Consider the following 22,094-nt stretch of genomic DNA (forward strand, 5'->3'; position numbering starts at 1 on the left):
TGATAAATCAAGCCGCTACGTAAACTGCACGCATTTGTAGCGGCGCGATTTATCGCGCGAGGTCAACAGCGATTATTGCAACATCACATCCAGCGCACGCAGATGCTGCGGCTGCCACGACAGGCTTACCTGCGCGCCCGGCTGCCAGCTTTTGTCCATCTTCGACGGCGACAGTTTCACCATAAAGTTCTCCTGCCCGGCCACACTGGTCAGCATACGCACATGGTCGCCCAGGTAAATAAACTGCTGGATCTGCGCCTGCACGATCTGATCGCCCTGCTCCGGCGCATTGACGTTCACACGCTCCGGACGAATGCTGAGCTGGATCTTTTTGCCCGGTGAACTGGGGCGCACTTTCAGCGCATCAAGCTGCGTACCATCATCCAGTTTCACCTGATAGAAATCACCGTTTTGCGCCACCTGCGTCGCCAGTAAGCTGTTGTTTTCGCCAATAAACTGCGCGACAAACGCATTCTCCGGCTGCTCGTAAAGTTTATCCGGGCTGTCCATCTGCTGGATCATGCCATCGTTGAATACCGCAACCCGATCGGACATGGTCATCGCTTCGCTCTGATCATGCGTCACATAGACGATCGTCAGGCCCAGCATATCGTGTAACTGTTTGATCTCCATCTGCATATGTTCACGCAGTTGCTTATCCAGCGCCCCGAGCGGTTCATCCATCAGTACCAGCTTCGGTTCAAACACCAGCGCACGCGCCAGGGCCACACGTTGCTGCTGCCCACCGGACATTTGGGCCGGATAGCGATCCGCCAGTGACGTCAGTTTGATCATATCCAGAATGCGATCAACGCGGGATTTGATGTCGGCTTTGTTCATGCGGCGGATCGACAGCGGAAAGGCAAGATTTTCCGCCACCGTCATATGGGGGAACAGCGCATAGTTCTGGAATACCATGCCGATGTCGCGCTGATGTGGTGGCAAGGTATGCAGCGGTTTATCACGCAATAAAATCTCGCCATCGGTCGGCGTTTCAAAGCCCGCCAGCATCATCAGGCTGGTGGTTTTACCTGAACCGGATGGACCAAGCAGCGTGAGAAACTCCCCTTCCTCCACGTCAAGATTGAGGTTACGCACCACCAGCTTATCGCCGTCGTAACTCTTTTTTATGTTCCTGAAACTAACGAAATTTCTCATGACGTTCTCTCGTAAAGCGTGAAGGAAAAGTAATCCGGCACGATTCCTGCATCGACATATCTGACATGCGCATGCTGGCGGCTCTTTTTTTAGCACTACCACAACGCATTTCAGGAACACAAGAGAAATTTGACAATTTGAATACAAAGTTAGCCTGAATCAAAAAACGCAGGCTATTGATTTCTATTGTCTTTTAAAAATCAACGTTACAAAAATGTTAACAATAACGCTAATGCACTGATTACGTGCCCTGCACCGGGACAGGGCAGAATCGGTCACATCGGAACCGGTGTGGTTTTGAGATGGTGTTGCAGGCGTTGCAGAATCGGCGCGAATGCGGTGGCCATCTGCGCTTCGTCAACGCAGGCGTAGCCCAGCAGCAGGCCGCGGCGCAGCGTCCCGCGCTGGTAGTACGAGGAGAGCGGACGTGTCAGCACGCCGTTCTGCTCCAGCTCGGCACTGAAAGCCACATCGTCGATACTTTCCGGCAGTCCGAGAATCAGGTGCAGCCCGGCGTTGCTGTGGTGTACCACCCAGGACGCGCCGAGGGTGTCGGTAATCAGCGCCACCAACGCCGCACGGCGACGGCTGTAAATCTGCCGCATCCGCCGCACATGGGCTGCGTAGTGCCCTTCACGAATAAACTCCGCCAGCGTCAGCTGCACCAGGCCATATCCGCCACGATAAAGCTCCGAATGGGCCATTTTCATACGCGTCGCCAGGGGTTTGGGCACCACCATGTAACTCAGACGAATCCCCGGGTAGAGCGTCTTGCTGAAGGTGCCGAGATAAATTACTGGTGCATCCGGCGATAATCCCTGGAGCGCCGGAATTGGGCTGCCAGCAAAGCGGAACTCACCATCGTAATCATCCTCAACCACCCAGCTACCGGTACTTTTGGCGCGATTTAATAACTCATGGCGGCGTTGCAGGCTCATCACTGCCCCCAGCGGATACTGGTGCGAGGGGGTGACGCAAATCAGGCGTGGCGCAGGACGATCACTCTGTTCCGCGGGCAGCACCAACCCCTGCTCATCCACTTCGGTGGGGATCAGGTCGATACCATTGACTGCCAGCACGTTGCGGATGCCCCAGTAACCCGGCTCCTCCACCAGCGCACTGTCGCCCGGATCGCACAGCATTTTCGCCAGCAAATCGAGCGACTGATGGGTGCCCGCCGTGACCAGCACCTGTTCCGCCGTGCAGTTGACCGAACGGATCACCCGCAGATACTCAGCCAGCGCCTGTTGCAGCTCGACGCATCCACCGTGGTTGGCATAGCTCAGTGATTCCACCGGCAGGCGTCGGCTGATGCGCAGCTGGATTTTGCGCCAGATATCGTGCGGCATGTAACTCACATCCGGCACGCCCGGCATAAACGCCCCCCACTGAAACGCCCCGGCACCACTTTGCGACAGCAGACGCGCCCCGCGTCGTGACAGGCGGATAGTATTCATACCACGTGCGCGCTGAACGGGTGCCGGAGCCACTTCCGGGCTTTGTTCCGGCAGCACCAGGCAGACGAAGGTACCACTTCCGGTGCGAGTTTCCAGATAGCCTTCCGATTGCAGTTTTTCGTACGCCGCCAGTACGGTATTACGCGATACCGAAAGCTCGCGCGCCAGGTCACGGCTGGCGGGCAGGCGCACCCCGGTGGCGATGGCACCTTCCTGAATCGCCCCCTGCAACACGTCGTACAGGCGCTTGGCCAGCGAGCCGCCGGAAAGCTGATTTAAACGCTGAAACAGCAGGTCACCCAGTAAGCTGCGCAAAATTGGTACCTCAAAATAAAAAAAACTGGCTCTGGATTATAAAACCCTGAAAACGCTAAAAAGCAAGCAGGGCAGTTTTCCGGCGTGAAGTCAGCCGGCGAATCACATGATGAGGTTGAGCTATGAGTAACAGCGAATTACAGGCACGTCGTTTAAACGCCACCCCACGCGGTGTTGGTGTGATGTGCGATTTCTATGCCGTGAAAGCGGAAAACGCCACGCTCTGGGATCATCAGGGCCGTGAATACACCGATTTCAGTGCCGGTATTGCGGTACTAAACACCGGCCACCGTCACCCGAAAGTGATGGCTGCGGTGAAACAGCAGCTGGATTGCTTCACCCACACCGCGTTCCAGGTGATCCCTTACGAGAATTACATCAGCCTGGCCGAGCGCCTGAATGAGCGCGTACCCGTTACCGGCCCGGCCAAAACCACTTTCTTCTCCACCGGTGCCGAAGCGGTGGAGAACGCGGTGAAAATTGCCCGCGCGGCTACCGGTCGTCCCGGCATCATCGCCTTTACCGGTGCGTTTCATGGCCGTACCCATATGACCATGACGCTGACCGGCAAAGTGGTCCCCTACAAGACCGGCTTTGGTCCGTTCGCCAGCTCAGTATTCCACGCCCGCTATCCCAATGCACTGCATGGCCACAGCGTGGCAGCGGCACTGGAAAGTCTCGAAGCTATCTTCAAGTGCGATATCAGTCCGCAGCAAGTCGCCGCCATCATTTTCGAACCGATTCAGGGCGAAGGTGGTTTTAACGTGGCACCGCCGGAATTTGTCAGCGCGCTGCGCACGCTGTGCGACCAGCACGGCATTTTGTTGATTGCCGACGAAATTCAGAGCGGCTTTGCCCGCACCGGTAAGCTGTTTGCCAGCGAATATTATGACGTGAAGCCTGACCTGATCACCATGGCGAAAAGCCTGGCGGGCGGCATGCCGTTGTCGGCGGTATCCGGACGCGCTGAGGTGATGGATGCACCGCAACCGGGCGGTCTCGGCGGCACTTACGCCGGTAGCCCGCCAGCGATTGCAGCGGCACACGCGGTACTCGACGTGATCGACGAAGAACAACTGTGTCAGCGCGCGAACCAACTCGGCGCGAAACTGAGTGAAACCCTACAGGGTGCCGGGTGCCGTTCACTGGCTGAAGTACGCGGTCGCGGTTCAATGATTGCGGCGGAGTTTAATGACGCCGCAGGTAAACCTTCCGCCGATATCGCGCGCGCCATCCAGCAGCAGGCACTGGCACAGGGATTGATTCTGCTGACCTGTGGCGTGCACGGTAACGTGATCCGCTTCCTTTACCCGCTCACCATCCCGGACGCGCAGTTCAACAGCGCATTGCAACTGCTGTCCGGCATTCTGGCGCAACACTAATTCTCTCCCCCGATGCATAGCGCCGTTCCCGCTATGCATCGGTACCTGGCATAAAAGCTGCATTGCAAACACTACGCAGGTTCGCCTGCACATCAATAATAATTCAGGAGTTGTGGGATGGTTAAAAAGTTAGCTGTACTCATTTTCGCTACCATAGCACTGCAAGCACAGGCAGAAACCCTGACTGTGATCTCTTTTGGTGGCACCAACAAGGACGCCCAGGACAAAGCATTCTATAAACCGTTTACCGCTGCCGGGAAAGGCACCATCGATGCTGGCGAATACAACGGCGAGATGGCGCGTATCCGTGCCATGGTGGAGACCAAACAGGTCGGCTGGGATGTGGTTGAGCTGGAAACCCCGGAACTGCTGCGTGGTTGTGATGAAGGCCTGTTCGAAACGCTCGACTGGAGCAAGCTGGGCAACAAAAGTGATTTCATTCCTGGCAGCGTCAGCGAATGCGGTGCCGGGATTTTTGTCTGGTCTACCGTGCTGACCTACGACGCCGACAAACTGAAAACCGCCCCCACCAGTTGGGCTGATTTCTGGGATGTGAAGAAATTCCCCGGCAAACGCGCGCTGCGTAAGAGCGCCAAATACACCCTCGAAATCGCGCTGATGGCGGATGGCGTGAAGCGTGAAGATGTCTACAAAGTGCTGGCGACCCCGGCCGGTGTCGATCGCGCCTTCAAAAAGCTGGATGAGCTGAAACCGAATATCCAATGGTGGGAATCCGGCGCACAGCCACTGCAATGGCTGGTATCGGGTGATGTGGTGATGGCATCGGCGTACAACGGCCGAGTCGGTACCGCCCAGGCGGAAGGCCACAACTTCAAAATCGTCTGGGACGGCGGCCTGTATGACCTGGATAACTGGGCCATCGTTAAGGGCTCGAAACATAAAGCCCTGGCAGAACAGTTTATCGCCTTCGCCAACCAGCCCGAAAACCAGAAAGTCTACGCCGAAAATATTCCTTACGGCCCGACCAATATCAAGGCCGGTGCCCTGCTGGCACCTGAGCGCCTGAAGCAGTTGCCCACCTCGCCGGATAACCTGGCGAAATCGGTGCAGGTGGATGCCAATTTCTGGCTGGAACACGGCGAAGAACTGGAACAGCGCTTTAACAGCTGGGCCGCGAAGTAAGTAGTTCCGTAGCGGCGCGATTTATCGCGCGTTTTTTTCCGGCACGACGCACAGCATTGCGCGATAAATCGCGCCGCTACGAATTAATGCAGAAATATCAGTAAGGAGTCCGGCCATGAGCCAAAATCCCGTTTTGGATCCCCCAGCACAATCAGTGCATAACCCGCGCGTTCCGACGCTGCGCCAACGCCTGCAACGCAGCGAGTTTGCGAAGACGCGACGTTCGCTGCTGCTGATTGCACCTCTGCTGGTGTTCGTGGTGGTCTGCTTCCTGTTCCCAATTGGCTCGATCCTGAGCATGAGCATCAATAACCCGGAGCTGCCGGAAGCATTGCCGCAAACCAGCAAAGCATTGCAGCAGTGGTCTGGCGACGCGCTGCCGGATGAGCGCGTTTATGCGCTGCTGGCCAAAGAGTTGATCGCCGCCCGCGATCAGGGACAAATCTCCAGCGTGGCGAAACGTCTCAGCTACGAAGATGCCAGCTACCGTCGCCTGATCCTCGCCGTCCCGCGCATCGCCCCTGCCGATGGGGTGGATGTGAAAAACACAATGATGGCTAAACAGCCGCTGTGGGGCGATCTCACCACCTGGCGCACGCTGCAACGTGCCGCAAAACCCTTCACCAGCCTCTACCTGCTGTCGGTGTTTGACCGTAAAGTCGATGCCAAAACCGGTGACATCGTCAGCCAGCCTGCTGACCAGGCGCTGTACGTGAATGTATTGCTGCGCACCTTATGGATGGCGACAGTGGTGACGCTACTGTGCGTCGGTATCGGTTATCCGCTGGCCTACTGGCTGGCGAAGCAACCTTCTGGCCGCGCCAATCTGCTGATGATTCTGGTGCTGCTGCCGTTCTGGACCTCACTGATTGTGCGTACCGCCAGCTGGATTGTGCTGCTGCAATCGGGTGGTCTGATTAACCGTGCGCTGATGGGCATCGGGGTGATCGACCATCCACTGACACTGGTATTTAACCGCCTGGGTGTTTATATCTCGATGACCCATATTCTGCTGCCGTTTATCGTGCTGCCACTGTACGCAGTGATGAAAGGCATTTCTCCCAGCTATATGCGCGCCGCTATCTCGCTCGGTGCGCATCCGTTCCTCGCCTTCTGGCGCGTCTACGTGCCGCAAACTTTTGCCGGTATCACCGCCGGTGCGCTGCTGGTGTTTATGATGGCGATTGGTTATTACGTCACCCCGGCGCTGCTCGGAGGGCCTGATGATCAAATGGTCAGCTACTTTGTCGCCTTCTTTACCAACAGCACCATGAACTGGGGCATGGCCGCCGCCCTGGGGAGTCAGTTGCTGATTATCGTGATGCTGTTGTACATCGTTTATATCCGTGTCACCCGTACCTCCGCAGAAGCGGCGGCGCGCTAAGGAGCGAAGAAATGAAACAACAAGGTTCTACTCTGCTGCGCCTGTGGGGCGCGTTCTTCAACTTCTATGGCGCGGCGGTGCTGCTGTTTTTAATTCTGCCAATTCTGGTGATCGTGCCGCTATCGTTTAACTCCAGCTCATTCCTCAGCTATCCGCTGAGCGGCTTTTCACTGCGCTGGTATCAAACCTTCTTTCATTCGCAGGAGTGGCTGGGCGCACTGGGGAACAGTTTGCTGATTGCGCCGCTGGCGACATTGCTCGCCACCATTCTGGGGGTGCTGGCGTCAATGGGACTGGTACGTGGCGAATTTCGCGGCAAAGGCATCGTAATGGCGATTATCATCTCGCCGATGGTGGCACCGGTGGTGATTATCGCGGTAGGAATGTTCTTCTTCTTCGCCCGGTTATCGCTGCTGAACAGCTACCTCGGACTGGTGCTGGCGCATACGCTGCTTGGCGTACCCTTTGTGGTGATTACCGTGGTGGCGGTGCTGAAAAGCTATGACACCAACCTGTCACGCGCGGCAGCCAGCCTGGGCGCATCACCGCTGCTGACCTTCCGCAAAATCACGCTGCCGCTCATCGCTCCAGGGGTGTTCTCTGGCGCGTTATTTGCCTTTGCCGCCTCGTTCGATGAAGTGGTGGTGACGTTGTTTCTCGCCAGCCCGAGCCAGCGTACCCTGCCGATTCAGATGTTTGCCGGGATTCGCGAAAACCTCGATCCCACCATCGCGGCAGCGGCGACGCTGATGATTGCAGCTTCACTGGTGCTGCTGATTGTGATGGAGATACTGCGGCGGCGTGGTGAGCGCATGCGTCAGTCGCACCCTGCCCATTAATGTAAAAGGCGCCACAATCGGCGCCTTTACTTTTATGATTCGCTATTGCGACTCAGCCATAACGACAAAGCTTTCAGTGAATCATCAGTGAACTCATCACAGCGGGCGGTGATCTCTTCCGGTGTCATCCAGAAGACTTCATCCACCTCCTCTTCCTGCATCGCAAACGGACCGTGCGACACGCAGCTGAACAAACCGCCCCAGACGCGGCAATGTTCATCTTCGAAGTAGAATTTTCCATGCTCAGCAAACGGCACCGCGGCAATACCCAGTTCTTCTTCCGCTTCACGACGCGCCGATTCCAGCATGTCTTCACCGCTCTGCACCACACCACCGGCGGTCGCATCAAGCATACCAGGCATGAAGTCTTTGATTTCGGTACGACGCTGCACCAGAATCTTGCCCATGCCGTCATGCACCACGATATAGGTGGCGCGATGACGCAGGCACTGCGCACGCATCTGCGCGCGACTGGCCTGCGCAATCACTTCATTCTCTTCGTTAACGATATCTACCCATTCGATACCGCTATCTGCAGGTTGATCCACCATCCGTAACCCTTTTCTGTTTAGGCGTGCCGGGCACGCGCCTGTTTACTGTTCTTTATTAGAGTGTGCGGTAAGGTAAAGGGTTCTTTTCCCCATCGCAAGACCTCTTCGTGCTCAGCGTTGTTTGCCCGATTCTGTCAGCCACAGCTGTACTGAGGCACGCTGCCACTGGAACTCAGCGTAATGCTGCAACTTCACCGGTAGCACATCACCATGCAGCGCCAGACGATTAATCATCACCGCCAAATCGGTATCCGCAATCGACCATTCGCCAAACAGGTTCTGCTGTCCATCCGGCAGCAGACGTTGCACCGCCGTAATCAGCTTCTGTGCCGACTGCTCTCCTGCGCGGCTTAGCGGCGCAAAACGTTCACCGGCAAACAACACTTCGGTTGGGCGCTCCTGACGTAGCGGCATCAGGTCGCTGCGCAGCCATGCCTGAATCTCACGGGCATGGGCGCGCTTTTCCCGGTCGCGGGGGTACAGACGTTCGTACTCCGGTGCCGGGAAGCGCTCCTCAAGATATTCGGCAATTGCTGAGGATTCATTAAGAATAAAATCATCAATTTGCAATGTCGGCACCCGGCAGGTGAGCGACAGCGCACGATAATCATCATCCCATTGCGCATTACGCGACAGATCAACACGTTTCAGGGTGAAGGGAATGCCCTTTTCGGTCAGTGCCACGTAGACCGACATGGCATAAGGGCTGAAGAAAGAAGCATCGGACCACAACGTCATGTTCGGGTAATTCATCGGCTGCCTCGGATGTGCATCTGGAGTGCTTCATGTTTACCGATTTTTATTTAGTAAGGCAATGTGGATCTGAACCGGTAAGACCAGCGCAGACTACGGTTTTTTCATCGTAAGCGTCGGCGCGGTCACGCCAGCCGTGTGCTTCTCTTCTATGCTGAAACTGAGCACATAACAAGCACAAGGAGGCTCAACATGCATCTGCTTATTACCGGCGGCACGGGTTTGATTGGCCGCCATCTGATCCCGCGCCTGTTACAGCTTGGTCAACAGGTGAGCGTGGTGACGCGTGATGTCGCAGCCGCACGCGAGAAGCTGGACCCACGCGTTGCCTGCTGGTCCGGCCTTGCGCAGCAGCAGGATCTCAATGGGGTCGATGGGGTGATTAACCTTGCCGGTGAGCCCATCGCCGACAAGCGCTGGACCGCAGAACAGAAACAACTGCTGTGCGAGAGCCGCTGGCAGATCACCGAACGCCTGGTGTCGCTGATCCATGCCAGCAGCCAGCCGCCGAAATTTTTGATCTCCGGCTCAGCCACCGGTTTCTATGGCGATACTGGCGATTTGGTACTGACCGAAGACGATCCCGGACATGAAGAGTTTACCCATACGCTATGTGCCCGCTGGGAGCAGCTGGCGCTGGCGGCGCAGAGCGATCGTACCCGGGTGTGCCTGCTGCGTACCGGCGTGGTACTGGCGAAGGAAGGCGGTGCGCTGGCAAAAATGAAGCTGCCGTTCAGGCTTGGCGTCGGTGGCCCCATCGGTAGCGGCAAACAATATCTGCCGTGGATTCATATCGACGACCTGGTGAATGCGGTCTGGTGGCTGATTGATAATCCGTTGCAGGGGCCATTCAATCTGGTGTCACCCTATGCGGTCCGCAACGAACAATTTGCTGCCACGCTCGGCCAGGTGATGCATCGTCCGGCTTTTATGCGCACTCCGGCCAGCGCTATCAGGCTGATGATGGGTGAATCTGCCGTGCTGGTGCTCGGCGGCCAGCATGTGCTGCCGAAACGGCTGGAGGAGTCAGGATTTGGTTTTCGCTGGTATGACTTGCAGGAGGCATTGCAGGATACGGCGGCATAAACAGGGCTGATCGTAGCGGCGCGATTTATCGCGCAATTCCGTGCGCGATGCCGGTAAAATCTGCGCGATAAATCGCGCCGCTACATTCTGGTCCGGTTATTTCAGCGAGCCTTTCAGGAACTGCTGCAAACGCGGGCTTTTCGGGTTGTTGAACACTTCATCCGGCGCACCCTGCTCCTCAATTTTCCCCTGATGCAGGAAAATCACATGGCTGGAGACGTGACGGGCAAACTCCATTTCGTGTGTCACCACCACCATGGTTTTGCCCTCTTCCGCCAGCTTCTGCATGATGCGCAGCACTTCACCGACCAGCTCTGGGTCGAGCGCCGAAGTCGGTTCATCAAATAACAACACTTCCGGCTCCATCGCCAGCGCACGGGCGATAGAAACGCGCTGCTGCTGACCACCGGAGAGATGCACCGGGTACTTAGCGCGGGCGCGTTCGTCGATACCCACTTTGTCGAGATACTTAATGGCACGGTCACGCGCTTCGGTTTTGCTCAGGCCCAGCACCTGAATCGGTGCTTCCATCACGTTCTCCAGCACCGTCATATGGCTCCACAGGTTGAAGTGCTGGAACACCATGGTGAGACGGGTACGCAGCGAACGCAACTGCTCCTTATTCGAGACCTTTAGCTGACCATCGGTGTCGCGCACCAGGTTGATCTGCTCATTGTTAACTGCGATGGTGCCTTCACTCGGTTTTTCGAGGAAGTTAATGCAGCGCAGAAAAGTACTTTTCCCGGAACCGGACGAGCCAATGATACTGATAACATCACCGGCATCCGCCTGTAATGACACGCCTTTCAGGACTTCATGTTCACCGTAACGCTTGTGCAGTTCGGTAACGCTTAATTTATTTTCAGCCATAGGTTACTCAATGCGATGAAGAAGGTTTCACGTGGGCCAGCCAGCGGCGCTCCGCCATACGGAACAGGCTAATCAACACGTAAGAGATAATCAGGTACAGCACCGCGGCAATACCAAAAGCGACAAACGGCTGATAGGTAGCGGAGTTGATATCGCGCGCCACTTTCAGCAGATCTGGCACTGTGGCGGTAAACGCCAGCGCGGTGGAGTGCAGCATCAGGATCACTTCATTGCTATAGGCAGGCAGCGCGGTACGCAGCGCCGAAGGCAGAATGATGCAACGATACAATTTAAAAGTTGAGAACCCATAGGCGCGTGCCGCTTCGATTTCACCGTGTGGTACGGCGCGAATAGCCCCGGCAAACATTTCGGTGGTATAAGCGCAGGTGTTGAGGGTAAACGCAAGCAGGGTACAGTTGAGTCCGCTGCGGAAGAAGGCGTTCAGCAACTCGGACCCTTTCACGACTTCCAGCGTGTACATGCCGGAGTAGAACACCAGCAGCTGCACATACAACGGCGTACCGCGGAAGATGTAGGTGAACAACCATACCGGGGTAGAGATAAAGCGATTGGGTGACACCCGGGCAATCGACAGCAACACCGCCAGACAGCCGCCAATCGCCACAGAAATAATCAACAGCCACAGAGTGATAGCCACGCCGGTAAAACGGTAACCATCGGTCCAGAGCAGGGATTTCCAATACTCCTGAATAATATCGATCATAGCTCTGCCCTTTTCACACCCACTGAGTAGCGGCGTTCAAGCCACCACAGCACGCCGTTCGACAGCGTGGTAAACACCAGATAAATCACCCCGGCAACAATCGCGAAGTAGAACGGCTGCCAGGTACTTTTACCTGCCAGCTGGGTGGCTTTCACCACATCCTCAAGGCCGAGCAGCGAAACCAGCGCGGTCGCTTTCAGGATCACCTGCCAGTTGTTACCGATGCCCGGCAGCGCAAAGCGCATCATCGCCGGGAACAGAATGCGACGGAAAGTTTGCGAGCCGGTAAAACCAAACGCGGTGGCCGCTTCAATCTGCCCCTTCGGTACAGCGAGAAACGCACCACGGAAGGTTTCAGTAAAGTAAGCACCATAGATAAAGCCGAGGGTGATGATACCGGCCACCATCGGGTCGATATCGAACTGCGCTACACCCATCGCATCGGTCAGGGAGTTCAGGGCGATCTGCAGACCGTAGAAAATCAGCAGCATCAACACCAGATCCGGTACGCCGCGAATCAGCGTAGTGTAGCCTTCAAAAAGCATCGCCAGCGGGCGATTGCGGGAAAGTTTGGCGCCAGCGCCAATTAAACCAAGCACCACGGCCAGCAACACCGAACTGAGCGCCAGTTCCAGTGTAACCAGGGTGCCTTTTAGAATGACGTCAGAATAGCCATACAACATGAATTTGATCCTGTCGTGGGGAAATTAACGAAGCACTGCCCGCATGTCGCGGGCAGTCTGGTAGACAGGATAATCAGTCACCGTACACATTGAAATCAAAGTATTTCTTCGCAATCTTGTCGTAAGTACCGTCTTTGCGCATGGCTTCGAAGGCTTTGTCGATGGCGGCTTTCAGATCCGCATCATCTTTACGCAGGCCCATACCGGTGCCGACGCCAAAGATTTTATCATCTTTCACCGCCGGGCCAGCAAAGGCGTAGTTTTTACCTACCGGCTGCTTCAGGAAGCCTTCGCTCGCCTGCACTTCGTCCTGGAAAGCGGCATCGATACGGCCCGCATTCAGGTCCTGATACACCAGATCCTGGTTAGCATACGGCGTAACGGTGACACCCTGCGGACGCCAGTATTGATTGGCGTAAGTTTCCTGGGTAGTGCCCTGCAACAGACCAATATTCTTGCCTTTCAGTGACTCAATGGTCGGCTGAATGGTGGAACCTTTTGGTGCAACCAGACGGGCGTTTGCTGCGTAGAGTTTTTCAGAGAAGCCAATCTCTTCCTGACGCTTTTCAGTAATGGAGAGTGAAGAGATGATGGCATCGATCTTCTTCGCTTTCAGCGACGGGATCAGCGCATCGAAATCGCTTTCCACATAAGTACATTTAGTCTTGATGCGTTTACAGATCTCGTTAGCCAGATCAATGTCAAAACCCACTAACTGTCCTTGCGCGTTTTTCGATTCAAACGGCGGGTAAGTCGGGTCAGTCCCGATGCGCAGCGTATGCGGTACCGCCGCGAACACGCTCGCGGCGCTGGACATTGCCAGCATCAGAGAAAGAGCCAGAACTCGCTTTTTCATAGGTAACCCTCAAGTGAAGTGCTTTTTGTTATGTGGTGCGTGATGTGTTTGCGCTGTTTAATTTGCATGTTTCATGCCAGTTGTGCAAATTGGCGAAACCCTGTACAGACGCACTAAATACTGCGTCCACCAGGGGGCGCAAGCACTTAGTTTGTGAGGAAAATATAACAGTCGGGTGAGCAGGAAAAAGCGACATTGTTAACTTTTGGTGCATGAAATGCACGAAGAGTGATCCTGTACGCAATTTGGCACCATAATAGTGCAACCCTGCACCATTTATGCGCCTTGCCAGCGAGTGAACAGATCCTGCGGTAACTCAATATCGAACTGGTCCAGTACGCGATTGACCGTTTGATCCACCAGCTCGGCAATATTTTGCGGACGGTGATAAAACGCGGGTACCGGCGGCATAATCACGGCGCCCAGTTCAGCGGCAGTGGTCATCATACGCAGATGGCCTACGTGCAACGGGGTTTCCCGCACACACAGCACCAGTTTGCGCTGCTCTTTCAGCACCACATCAGCGGCACGCGTCAGCAGGCTATCGCTGTAACTGTGGACAATACCGGACAGGGTTTTCATCGAACAGGGCAGGATCACCATGCCAAGTGTTTTAAATGAACCGGAGGAAATGCTGGCAGCAATATCGCGCACGTCATGCACCACATTGGCCAGTGCCTGCACCTCGCGCAGATTGAAATCGGTTTCCAGCGCCAGGGTCTGACGCGCAGCCTGACTCATCACCAGATGGGTTTCCACCTCGGCCAGCGGTTGTAATACCTGCAACAGGCGCACGCCGTAGATTGCGCCGCTGGCGCCGGAAATACCAATAATGAGTCGTTTCATAATTATTTTGCCATGCAGGTAAACCACAATCATAACCCGCAGCAGAAGAGGAAGACAAACCAGGAGGGAAATGCAGCGCCCGCCTGAATATCAGACGGGCGCAGGGACTTAACCTTCGTTATGTAATTCCAGACCTTCCACTTCAGTCTGACGTGCGATGGCTTTTGCATCGTCATTACGCAGTGACTGGAGATAGTCAAGATAACGCTGGTCAACGTCTTTGGTGACGTAAATACCGTTAAAGACCGAACACTCAAACTGCGCGATATCCGGGTTCTCTTCGCGTACTGCTTCGATCAGATCGTCGAGATCCTGGAAAATTAAGGCATCGGCTTTGATCAGCTGACGAATCTCTTCCACTTCACGACCATGGGCGATCAGTTCAGTCGCGCTCGGCATATCGATGCCATACACGTTCGGGAAACGAATTTCCGGTGCGGCTGAAGCCAGATATACACGCTTCGCACCCGCTTCACGTGCCATCTCGATAATCTGCTCCGAAGTCGTACCACGTACGATGGAGTCATCCACCAGCAGTACGTTCTTATCACGGAACTCAGCACGGTTAGCGTTCAGCTTGCGGCGTACCGCGCTGCGGCGCAGATGCTGGCCCGGCATGATAAAGGTACGGCCAACGTAACGGTTTTTCACAAACCCCTGACGATACGGTTTATCAAGAATACGGGCGATTTCCAGCGCCACATCGGTAGAGGTTTCCGGGATCGGGATCACTACATCGATATCGAGATCTTCCCACTCACGGGCAATCTTGGCACCCAGCTTGGTGCCCATGCGTACGCGCGCGCTGTAAACCGAAATTTTGTCGAGGAACGAGTCTGGGCGTGCGAAGTAGACATACTCGAACAGACACGGATTGCTTTTCGGGTTCTCCGCGCACTGACGTGTGGAGAGCTGGCCCTGCTCAGTGATGTAAACTGCTTCACCCGGTGCCACGTCACGAATGAATTCAAAGCCCAGCGTATCCAGCGCCACGCTTTCAGACGCGACCATATACTCGATACGGCCATCGGCGATTTGGCGTTTACCCAGCACCAGCGGACGGATGCCGTTAGGATCGCGGAAGGCAACCATGCCATGACCGATAATCATCGAAACCACCGCGTAAGCACCACGCACCTGCTGGTGCACGGCAGCCACCGCGGCAAAAATGTTGTCAGCTTCCAGCGGGTAATGCTGAAAACGGTCCAGCTCCTGCGCAAAGATGTTGAGCAGAATTTCGGAATCAGAGGTGGTGTTGACGTGACGGCGACCCACTTCGAACAGCTGCTTACGCAGTTCGTGCGCGTTGGTCAGGTTACCGTTGTGCGCCAGCGTAATGCCGTAAGGGGAGTTCACATAGAAAGGTTGCGCTTCAGAGGCGCTGGAGCTGCCTGCTGTCGGGTAACGTACGTGACCAATCCCGATGTTGCCTTGCAAACGCTGCATGTGGCGTGCTTCGAAGACATCGCTCACCAGCCCATTGGCTTTGCGCAGACGAAAGCAGTTAAGCGCATCGATGGTACAAATGCCGGCGGCATCCTGCCCGCGGTGCTGCAGCACCGTTAACGCGTCATAGATCGACTGGTTTACTGGCATAAAACCGGTGATACCAACAATACCGCACATGTTGTCATTTCCTCATTAGCCGCACTCCCGGTGGCATCACCGGGGTAAAAAACTCGACGTGCTTTTCAGATAGTCAAAAAACCACCTGATGATGTAACTGAACTGGGGAATGAGTTGGGACTGCTGCCAGTCCGGGCTTTTCGAGAAGCCGGTGAATGTATCAAGGAAGAAGAGAATAGCGGCAACGATTAGCACGCCACGCAACGCCCCGAAACAGACCCCCAACACCCTGTCGGTTCCCGACAGGCCGGTCTTTTCAACCAGCGTGCCGATCACATAGTTCACGATGGCACCCACAATCAGGGTAGCAACGAACAGTACCGCGATAGCGATACCGTTACGAACCAGTTCGTCGTCAAAACCTGTAAACCAGACTGCAAGGTAGGCGTAGTAGTGACTGGCGACAAAAAACGCACATCCCCAGGTAACGAGAGATAAGGCTTCCCGGACAAACCCGCGAACCAGGCTGACCAGAGCCGAAAAACTAACTACCGCAATAATGACGTAATCAATCCAGATCATGAACTCTTCCAGCGCCAGCGCGATTGCACCCCTGCATCCAGTTCGGGGCGCATTCTAACAGAAAAAGAAAACGTTTGCGTAGGGTTTTCCGGTTCCGTATCCATAAAAAGGGCGAAGAAAAAAAATCACCTCGCCCCGACGTATCTCAGCAAGGTAACCAACTGAAATAAAATAATTTTTCTGTCATCAATTTGATGAACAACCTGTGCTATGCCGCGCCTTTTTCTGCTATCGGCGCGGCTTATCAACGGTTTAGCGCGTGCTGTACGGTTTGACGACCCCACCGAGTCCGGAAAGGTTTTTCAGCTCACCCAGCGCCGCCTGCATCTTCGCTTTTGACGCATCCGGCCCGACATAAATACGGGTGATCTGGCCCTGAACCGGCGTTGACGGCACCGTAAAGGCGCGATAGCCCGAGAGACGCAACTGCGCCACAATCTCGTTGACCTTCGCTGCGTTTTTCAACGCCCCGAGCTGCACCACATAAGCCTGACCCGCTGGTGCTGGCGCTTCTGCTTCACTCTGCTTCGGCGTTTCGACCGGTTTCGGCTGTTCCACCGGCTTAGGCTCAACCGGTTTCGGCCTGGGTTGCTCAATCGGTTTCGGCTTAGGCTGCTCGACGGGTTTGGGTTTCGGCGTCTGCACCGGCACACTCTGATGCACTGGTGGCGGCGTCACCACACTGGGTTCGCTATTCTGCGCAGGCTGGTTATTACCGCTCTCCGCCGGACTGCTGGTTTTGCTGTTGGGGGCGCTCTGCTCCGTCGTCGTACCCGCGCCTTCCGGCGGCTGAGCAGGCAACGGCTGGGTTACCGGCGGCACCATCTCGCTGTCCTGCTGGTCATCCGGTTTCGGCACCAGCGGAATGGCAGCGAACTCCTCTTTGTAGTGCTTTTTCTTGCCATCCAGCAGGCCAGGCAACACGATGACGCCAACCGCCACCAGAATGACCGTGCCCACCAAACGGTTCTGAAACTTACTTGCCACTGCCGTTCTCCGCTGCCATCGATTCCATTACCTGTGCCACGGTGTGGAAAGAACCACACACCAGAATCACATCCTCGGGACGGGCCTGCAAACGTGCCGCCTGCCAGGCAGCATCCACGGTAGCAAATGCTGCGCCGCTCGCCAGATGGGCAATCAGTTGCTCAGCAGTCGCGCCACGTGGCCCCTCAAGGGGTGCGCAGTACCAGCTATCCACCTGGGGTGCCAGCGCCGCCAGCGTTCCCGCGATATCTTTATCATGCAGCATACCTACCACCGCATGAACCTTACCGGAACGCGGCAGTTCCGCCAGACGTGAAGCCAGATAATAAGCGGCATGGGGATTATGTGCCACATCCAGGATCACGCGCGGCGATTCACTGACCGTCTGGAAACGGCCCGGCAAAATAGCCAGCGGCAGATGCTGACGAATAATCGCCTCGCTAACCGGTAAACCCGACGCACGCAGCGCGATAAGCGCGGTCGCGGCATTGGGTAACGGCACCTGCGGTAACGGCAGGTCGCACAATTCTCCCTGCGCATCCTGCAGCGTCCAGCTGTCGCCATGCTGCTGCCATTGCCAGTCGCGGTTACGCTGCAACAGCACTGCGCCCTTCTCTGCCGCAACGATCGCGATGGTATGCGGCATATCCGGTTCACCCACTACAGCCGGTTTACCTGCACGGAACACACCCGCTTTTTCACGGCCAATGCTTTCGCGATCCGGCCCCAGCCAGTCGGTGTGGTCCAGCGCGATGCTGGTGACCACCGCCACATCGGCATCGACGATGTTGGTCGCGTCGAGGCGTCCACCCAGACCGACCTCGAGGATCACCACATCCAGCCCCGCTTCACGGAACAGATTTAACGCGGATAAGGTACCGAACTCGAAATAGGTCAGCGAGATGTCGCCGCGCCCGGCTTCAATGGCGGCAAAACTGGCGCTGTGCAGAGCTTCATCCAGCTCCTCGCCCTGAATGCGCACCCGTTCGGTGTATCGCACCAGATGCGGTGAACTGTAGACCCCGACACGGAAACCGGCGGCCATCAGTAACGTTTCCAGCGTGCGGCAGGTGGTGCCTTTGCCATTGGTTCCGGCAACAGTGAAGACGAAGGGAGCAGGTTTTAGCAGGTTGAGGCGTGCAGCGACGCGTTGAATACGATCCAGACCCAGTTCGATGGTCTGAGAATGCAGATGTTCAAGATAATGAAGCCACGTGGCCAAAGGCGACGTGGCTTGAGGAAGGTGAAGAGTGTCCATGTTTCCCGTTCAGCATGTGTCGCGGCATTAGTAAAAAGGCGCATTGCTGCGCCTTTCCGTTGCCTGTCAGGCCTCGTTGCTTTCCGGCTCAGCCGCAGTGGGCTGATCACCATCCTGCAGCGGCGCTGGCAGGTTCATCATTTTCGCCAGCAGGCTTGCCAGCTTAAAGCGCATTTCCGGACGACGGATGATCATATCGATCGCGCCTTTCTCAATCAGGAATTCACTGCGCTGGAAGCCCGGCGGCAGTTTTTCACGTACGGTCTGCTCGATAACACGTGGGCCGGCAAAGCCGATCAACGCTTTCGGTTCCGCGACGTTAAGATCGCCCAGCATCGCGAAGCTGGCAGAAACGCCACCCATGGTTGGGTCAGTCAGTACCGAGATATACGGCAGACCGCGTTCCTGCATTTTCGCCAGCGCTGCACTGGTTTTCGCCATCTGCATCAGCGACATCAGCGCTTCCTGCATACGTGCACCGCCACTGGCGGAGAAGCAGATCAGTGGGCAGTTATCTTCCAGCGCCTGCTCAACTGCACGCACAAAGCGAGCACCAACAACCGAACCCATTGAGCCACCCATAAAGGCAAACTCAAACGCCGCAGCCACCACCGGCATACCGTGCAGCTGGCCTTTCATGACGATCAGGGCATCTTTCTCGTCGGTTTCTTTCTGCGCCGCAGACAGACGATCTTTGTACTTTTTCGAGTCACGGAACTTCAGCAGATCCTTCGGTTCCAGCTCGCTACCTAATTCTACCAGTGTTCCTTCATCCAGCAGGCTATGCAGGCGCTCACGGCCATGCATGCGCATGTGATGGTCGCACTTCGGGCAGACCTCAAGATTACGCTCCAGCTCGGCGCGATACAGCACCTGGCCACAGCTGTCGCACTTAGTCCACACCCCTTCCGGGATACTGGCACGGCGCGTCGGCGTAATATTGCTTTTGTTAAGTATGCGTTCAATCCAGCTCATTGATGACCTTTCTGTTTAAAACCGACCTGGTCCAGTCTTCTCATTGCTGCTGAAATCACCTTCAGCAGGCCGTAAATGTCGCTCATTAAACCACAACCGCTTCTCGCTGTGGATAAAAATCTGGTTTTGCGCTTACTGAGATTTCTGCTGACGTGCCTGGCGGCGATGACGCCAGACTTCAATTACGCCCGGCAGAATCGACACCACGATAATCGCGACGATCAGCAGTTTCAGGTTCTCCTGCACCACCGGCAGATCCCCAAACAGGTAGCCTGCGTAAGAGAACAGCAGCACCCACAGCAGCGCACCCGAGACGTTAAAGAGCGCGAAGTGGCGATAAGACATATGTCCCATCCCTGCCACAAAGGGGGCAAAGGTTCGCACGATTGGTACAAAGCGCGCAAGTATAATGGTTTTACCGCCGTGGCGTTCGTAGAAGGCGTGGGTCTTGTCCAGGTAACTGCGACGGAAAATCTTCGAATTGGGATTGCTGAATAACTTCTCACCAAACAGACGACCAATGGTGTAGTTAACCGCATCGCCCAGAATCGCCGCGATCACCATCAATGCCACCATCATATGCACATTGAGGTCGTTGCTGGGCAGCGCCGCCAGCGCACCGGCCACAAATAACAGCGAATCACCCGGCAGGAAAGGTGTCACCACCAGCCCGGTTTCGCAGAACAGAATCAGGAACAGAATGGCGTAAATCCAGATGCCATACTGCGCCACCAGTTCGGCCAAATGCACATCAATATGCAGGATAAAATCGACGATAAAATGGATGAACTCCATAAAGCCAGGCTCCTTACATCCTTCGGGTAACAATTAATCTGCGAGGAACAACGGTCCCAGCGCAGGCTGAGGTAACGCAAAGTGGGATGGATAATCCACCGCCACCAAATACAAACCCTCGGCTCGGGCCGTTGCGGCCGCAAGTGTGCGATCTTTCGCTGCCAGTAGCGTCGCCATCCAGTCTTCCGGCTGATTACCACAGCCAATTTCCATCAGGCTACCCACGATATTGCGCACCATATGATGCACAAACGCATTGGCCTTAATATCGACAATGACGTATGGCCCCTGGCGCGTGACGTTCAGATGCATCACATTGCGCCACGGCGTACGTGACTGGCACTGCACCGCGCGAAACGACGTGAAATCATTTTCGCCCAGCAGACACTGACCGGCGCGCTGCATCTTTTCGGCATCCAGCGGATGGTAAAAATGCGTCACACCATTGCCGAGAATCGCCGGACGCAGCCGCTGGTTGTATATCACGTAGCGATAACGGCGCGCCGTGGCGCTGAAGCGGGCATGAAACTCGTCCGGCACCGCTTTCACCCAACGCACCGCGATGTCCGGTGGCAGATTGGCGTTGACGCCCAGCGTCCAGGCTCCGTCGGCACGCTGAGAAGTGGTTTCAAAATGCACCACCTGACCGGTGCCGTGTACGCCGGCATCAGTACGCCCGGCGCAGAACACGCTGACCGGATGATTCGCCACTTGCGACAGCGCTTTTTCCAGCTTTTCCTGCACGCTGCGGACTTCCTGCTGCCGCTGCCAGCCGTAGTAACGGCTGCCGTCATATTCAATGCCTAACGCCAGCTTATGCGTGTTACCTTCAGACAACATTAATACAGATACTCCTGCACTAACTTCTCAGCAGTTTTCACCGCCATCAGCGCACCGCCGAAACGGATGTTGTCCGCCACTGACCAGAATTGCAGCAGCTCAGGAATACCATAATCATTGCGGACACAGCCGATGCTCAGCTCACCGTTACCGGAAGCATCCTGCACCTGGGTTGGGTAGTCGCCTTCGTCGCTGAGACGGATATCATCCGCTCGCGCCAGTTCATCCCGCGCTTCTTCGGCAGACAGCGGACGCAGATTCTCCAGGTGTACGATTTGCGCATTGCCGTAGAACACCGGCACCTGCACGCTGCTCACTGCAATCGGTAAGCCTTCGTCCTGCAACACCTTGCGTACCTGATCCACCAGACGACGTTCACTTTCCACGCTACCCTGGTTGTCCACCAGCTGTGGCAGCAGGTTGAACGCCAGCTGGCGACCATAATAATGTTCATCCGCCGGGACGCCGTTCAGTAAACGCGCGCTCTCTCCCGCCAGCGCATCCACCGCTTTTTTGCCGTCACTGGAGACGGAAATCAGGTTAGTCACCTGCAAACGTCCCAGACCGGCGGCATCCACCAACGGTTTGATGGCGCTCAGCAGCTGGCTGACCAGGCTATCCGCCACGCTGATAATGTTGCGATTGCGATAATCCGCCAGCACCTGCGGGTTCACATCCGGCACCACCAGCGGCACGTCCGGCTCCAGCGCGAACACATCGCTGCTGTCAATCACCAGACAACCCTGGCTGGCAGCCTCTTCGGCATAACGCGCCGCCGCGCCCGGGCCAGCGGCAAAAAACGCCAGCTGCGCCTGCGACCAGTCAAATTCTGCCGCATCCTGTACCCGCACCGAGCGGCCATCAAAACGCAGGGTTGTTCCGGCGCTGTTTTCGCTCGCCAGCAAATAAATTTCACCAACCGGGAACTGGCGTTCCGCCAGCAGTTCCAGTACAGCGTTCCCTACTGCGCCTGTCGCGCCCAATAGCGCAATATTCCAGCCGTCAGACATGTTGGTTTACTCCAGACAATGACATAAAAACAGA

22 protein-coding genes are annotated in these 22,094 nt (G+C 55.9%); 5 read left to right on the top strand and 17 right to left on the bottom strand.

What is annotated here, in order from left to right; genetic code table 11:
- Positions 1–72: 72 nt before the first annotated feature.
- Together AC6I8X_RS13740 and pdxR are read right to left on the bottom strand one after the other, a co-directional pair.
- The gene (locus tag AC6I8X_RS13740) at positions 73–1,158 is read right to left on the bottom strand and encodes an ABC transporter ATP-binding protein (RefSeq protein WP_299445308.1); all 1,086 of its coding nucleotides are present in this window, start codon (positions 1,156–1,158) and stop codon (positions 73–75) included.
- Positions 1,159–1,433: 275 nt separating this feature from the next.
- Complete coding sequence (pdxR, locus tag AC6I8X_RS13745; protein WP_313684334.1) at positions 1,434–2,930, bottom strand: MocR-like pyridoxine biosynthesis transcription factor PdxR; 1,497 nt, start codon at positions 2,928–2,930, stop codon at positions 1,434–1,436.
- Between the two features lie 122 nt (positions 2,931–3,052).
- On the opposite strand from pdxR, the gene AC6I8X_RS13750 reads away from it, so the two are divergent.
- The 4 genes from AC6I8X_RS13750 (at position 3,053) to AC6I8X_RS13765 (ending at position 7,678) form a co-directional block, all read left to right on the top strand.
- The gene (locus AC6I8X_RS13750) at positions 3,053–4,312 is read left to right on the top strand and encodes a 4-aminobutyrate--2-oxoglutarate transaminase (RefSeq protein ID WP_416412015.1); all 1,260 of its coding nucleotides are present in this window, start codon (positions 3,053–3,055) and stop codon (positions 4,310–4,312) included.
- 117 nt (positions 4,313–4,429) lie between these two features.
- Entirely contained in the window at positions 4,430–5,455 is a 1,026-nt protein-coding gene (locus tag AC6I8X_RS13755) for an ABC transporter substrate-binding protein (RefSeq protein ID WP_299445302.1), read from the top strand.
- Between the two features lie 115 nt (positions 5,456–5,570).
- Entirely contained in the window at positions 5,571–6,839 is a 1,269-nt protein-coding gene (locus AC6I8X_RS13760; protein WP_497839980.1) for an ABC transporter permease, read from the top strand.
- Positions 6,840–6,850: 11 nt separating this feature from the next.
- Complete coding sequence (locus AC6I8X_RS13765; RefSeq protein WP_299445298.1) at positions 6,851–7,678, top strand: ABC transporter permease; 828 nt, start codon at positions 6,851–6,853, stop codon at positions 7,676–7,678.
- 32 nt (positions 7,679–7,710) lie between these two features.
- Here the strand turns inward: AC6I8X_RS13765 and yfcD are convergent, their stop codons facing one another.
- Positions 7,711–8,229, bottom strand: coding sequence for an NUDIX hydrolase YfcD (yfcD, locus tag AC6I8X_RS13770; protein ID WP_084876136.1), 519 nt, complete (start codon positions 8,227–8,229; stop codon positions 7,711–7,713).
- A 111-nt stretch (positions 8,230–8,340) separates the two neighbouring features.
- Positions 8,341–8,982, bottom strand: coding sequence for a glutathione transferase (gene yfcF, locus AC6I8X_RS13775; RefSeq protein ID WP_497839981.1), 642 nt, complete (start codon positions 8,980–8,982; stop codon positions 8,341–8,343).
- A 192-nt stretch (positions 8,983–9,174) separates the two neighbouring features.
- Here yfcF and AC6I8X_RS13780 point away from each other — a divergent pair, with 192 nt between their 5' ends.
- Positions 9,175–10,068, top strand: coding sequence for a TIGR01777 family oxidoreductase (locus AC6I8X_RS13780; RefSeq protein ID WP_313684326.1), 894 nt, complete (start codon positions 9,175–9,177; stop codon positions 10,066–10,068).
- A gap of 96 nt (positions 10,069–10,164) precedes the next feature.
- Here the strand turns inward: AC6I8X_RS13780 and hisP are convergent, their stop codons facing one another.
- The 13 genes from hisP to AC6I8X_RS13845 all read right to left on the bottom strand — a co-directional run bounded on the left by hisP (position 10,165) and on the right by AC6I8X_RS13845 (position 22,060).
- Entirely contained in the window at positions 10,165–10,938 is a 774-nt protein-coding gene (hisP, locus tag AC6I8X_RS13785; protein ID WP_497839982.1) for a histidine ABC transporter ATP-binding protein HisP, read from the bottom strand.
- 7 nt (positions 10,939–10,945) lie between these two features.
- The gene (locus AC6I8X_RS13790; RefSeq protein ID WP_084876140.1) at positions 10,946–11,662 is read right to left on the bottom strand and encodes an ABC transporter permease; all 717 of its coding nucleotides are present in this window, start codon (positions 11,660–11,662) and stop codon (positions 10,946–10,948) included.
- Positions 11,659–12,345, bottom strand: a complete 687-nt coding sequence (locus AC6I8X_RS13795) for a histidine ABC transporter permease HisQ (protein ID WP_299445286.1) — start codon at positions 12,343–12,345, stop codon at positions 11,659–11,661. Before AC6I8X_RS13795 ends, AC6I8X_RS13790 begins: the two co-directional genes overlap by 4 nt.
- A gap of 73 nt (positions 12,346–12,418) precedes the next feature.
- Entirely contained in the window at positions 12,419–13,201 is a 783-nt protein-coding gene (argT, locus tag AC6I8X_RS13800) for a lysine/arginine/ornithine ABC transporter substrate-binding protein ArgT (protein ID WP_208715920.1), read from the bottom strand.
- Positions 13,202–13,477: 276 nt separating this feature from the next.
- Complete coding sequence (locus AC6I8X_RS13805; RefSeq protein WP_084878532.1) at positions 13,478–14,047, bottom strand: UbiX family flavin prenyltransferase; 570 nt, start codon at positions 14,045–14,047, stop codon at positions 13,478–13,480.
- Between the two features lie 108 nt (positions 14,048–14,155).
- Positions 14,156–15,673 carry an amidophosphoribosyltransferase gene (gene purF / locus AC6I8X_RS13810; RefSeq protein WP_299445281.1) on the bottom strand — a complete coding sequence of 506 codons (1,518 nt, stop codon included), beginning with the start codon at positions 15,671–15,673 and terminating at the stop codon, positions 14,156–14,158.
- 36 nt (positions 15,674–15,709) lie between these two features.
- On the bottom strand, positions 15,710–16,195 hold the full coding sequence (cvpA, locus tag AC6I8X_RS13815) for a colicin V production protein (protein WP_084876145.1): 486 nt from the start codon (positions 16,193–16,195) through the stop codon (positions 15,710–15,712).
- A gap of 252 nt (positions 16,196–16,447) precedes the next feature.
- Positions 16,448–17,182 (bottom strand): cell division protein DedD, encoded by a 735-nt coding sequence (gene dedD / locus AC6I8X_RS13820; RefSeq protein WP_497839983.1) that lies wholly within the window; start codon positions 17,180–17,182, stop codon positions 16,448–16,450.
- Positions 17,172–18,440 (bottom strand): bifunctional tetrahydrofolate synthase/dihydrofolate synthase, encoded by a 1,269-nt coding sequence (gene folC, locus AC6I8X_RS13825; RefSeq protein ID WP_497839984.1) that lies wholly within the window; start codon positions 18,438–18,440, stop codon positions 17,172–17,174. The genes dedD and folC overlap by 11 nt, the downstream gene beginning before the upstream one ends.
- Before the next feature lie 66 nt (positions 18,441–18,506).
- The gene (accD, locus tag AC6I8X_RS13830; RefSeq protein WP_208715926.1) at positions 18,507–19,415 is read right to left on the bottom strand and encodes an acetyl-CoA carboxylase, carboxyltransferase subunit beta; all 909 of its coding nucleotides are present in this window, start codon (positions 19,413–19,415) and stop codon (positions 18,507–18,509) included.
- A 132-nt stretch (positions 19,416–19,547) separates the two neighbouring features.
- Positions 19,548–20,210, bottom strand: coding sequence for a DedA family protein (locus AC6I8X_RS13835; RefSeq protein ID WP_299445273.1), 663 nt, complete (start codon positions 20,208–20,210; stop codon positions 19,548–19,550).
- A gap of 33 nt (positions 20,211–20,243) precedes the next feature.
- The gene (truA, locus tag AC6I8X_RS13840; protein ID WP_084876150.1) at positions 20,244–21,050 is read right to left on the bottom strand and encodes a tRNA pseudouridine(38-40) synthase TruA; all 807 of its coding nucleotides are present in this window, start codon (positions 21,048–21,050) and stop codon (positions 20,244–20,246) included.
- The gene (locus AC6I8X_RS13845) at positions 21,050–22,060 is read right to left on the bottom strand and encodes an aspartate-semialdehyde dehydrogenase (RefSeq protein ID WP_313689279.1); all 1,011 of its coding nucleotides are present in this window, start codon (positions 22,058–22,060) and stop codon (positions 21,050–21,052) included. Before AC6I8X_RS13845 ends, truA begins: the two co-directional genes overlap by 1 nt.
- Positions 22,061–22,094: the final 34 nt, after the last annotated feature.

Source organism: Pantoea sp. X-Soil-TKNS-1280, from assembly GCF_059730475.1.

Excerpts from the sequence above, each read along its gene's own strand:
- folC (WP_497839984.1), bottom strand. The coding sequence starts at position 18,440 with ATGGACACTCTTCACCTTCCTCAAGCCACGTCGCCTTTGGCCACGTGG.
- AC6I8X_RS13750 (WP_416412015.1), top strand. The coding sequence starts at position 3,053 with ATGAGTAACAGCGAATTACAGGCACGTCGTTTAAACGCCACCCCACGC.
- AC6I8X_RS13755 (WP_299445302.1), top strand. The coding sequence starts at position 4,430 with ATGGTTAAAAAGTTAGCTGTACTCATTTTCGCTACCATAGCACTGCAA.
- AC6I8X_RS13790 (WP_084876140.1), bottom strand. The coding sequence starts at position 11,662 with ATGATCGATATTATTCAGGAGTATTGGAAATCCCTGCTCTGGACCGAT.
- AC6I8X_RS13795 (WP_299445286.1), bottom strand. The coding sequence starts at position 12,345 with ATGTTGTATGGCTATTCTGACGTCATTCTAAAAGGCACCCTGGTTACA.
- AC6I8X_RS13835 (WP_299445273.1), bottom strand. The coding sequence starts at position 20,210 with ATGGAGTTCATCCATTTTATCGTCGATTTTATCCTGCATATTGATGTG.
- AC6I8X_RS13740 (WP_299445308.1), bottom strand. The coding sequence starts at position 1,158 with ATGAGAAATTTCGTTAGTTTCAGGAACATAAAAAAGAGTTACGACGGC.
- AC6I8X_RS13760 (WP_497839980.1), top strand. The coding sequence starts at position 5,571 with ATGAGCCAAAATCCCGTTTTGGATCCCCCAGCACAATCAGTGCATAAC.
- argT (WP_208715920.1), bottom strand. The coding sequence starts at position 13,201 with ATGAAAAAGCGAGTTCTGGCTCTTTCTCTGATGCTGGCAATGTCCAGC.
- yfcF (WP_497839981.1), bottom strand. The coding sequence starts at position 8,982 with ATGAATTACCCGAACATGACGTTGTGGTCCGATGCTTCTTTCTTCAGC.
- yfcD (WP_084876136.1), bottom strand. The coding sequence starts at position 8,229 with ATGGTGGATCAACCTGCAGATAGCGGTATCGAATGGGTAGATATCGTT.
- accD (WP_208715926.1), bottom strand. The coding sequence starts at position 19,415 with ATGAGCTGGATTGAACGCATACTTAACAAAAGCAATATTACGCCGACG.
- truA (WP_084876150.1), bottom strand. The coding sequence starts at position 21,050 with ATGTTGTCTGAAGGTAACACGCATAAGCTGGCGTTAGGCATTGAATAT.
- AC6I8X_RS13780 (WP_313684326.1), top strand. The coding sequence starts at position 9,175 with ATGCATCTGCTTATTACCGGCGGCACGGGTTTGATTGGCCGCCATCTG.
- hisP (WP_497839982.1), bottom strand. The coding sequence starts at position 10,938 with ATGGCTGAAAATAAATTAAGCGTTACCGAACTGCACAAGCGTTACGGT.
- AC6I8X_RS13805 (WP_084878532.1), bottom strand. The coding sequence starts at position 14,047 with ATGAAACGACTCATTATTGGTATTTCCGGCGCCAGCGGCGCAATCTAC.
- AC6I8X_RS13845 (WP_313689279.1), bottom strand. The coding sequence starts at position 22,060 with ATGTCTGACGGCTGGAATATTGCGCTATTGGGCGCGACAGGCGCAGTA.
- AC6I8X_RS13765 (WP_299445298.1), top strand. The coding sequence starts at position 6,851 with ATGAAACAACAAGGTTCTACTCTGCTGCGCCTGTGGGGCGCGTTCTTC.
- purF (WP_299445281.1), bottom strand. The coding sequence starts at position 15,673 with ATGTGCGGTATTGTTGGTATCACCGGTTTTATGCCAGTAAACCAGTCG.
- cvpA (WP_084876145.1), bottom strand. The coding sequence starts at position 16,195 with ATGATCTGGATTGATTACGTCATTATTGCGGTAGTTAGTTTTTCGGCT.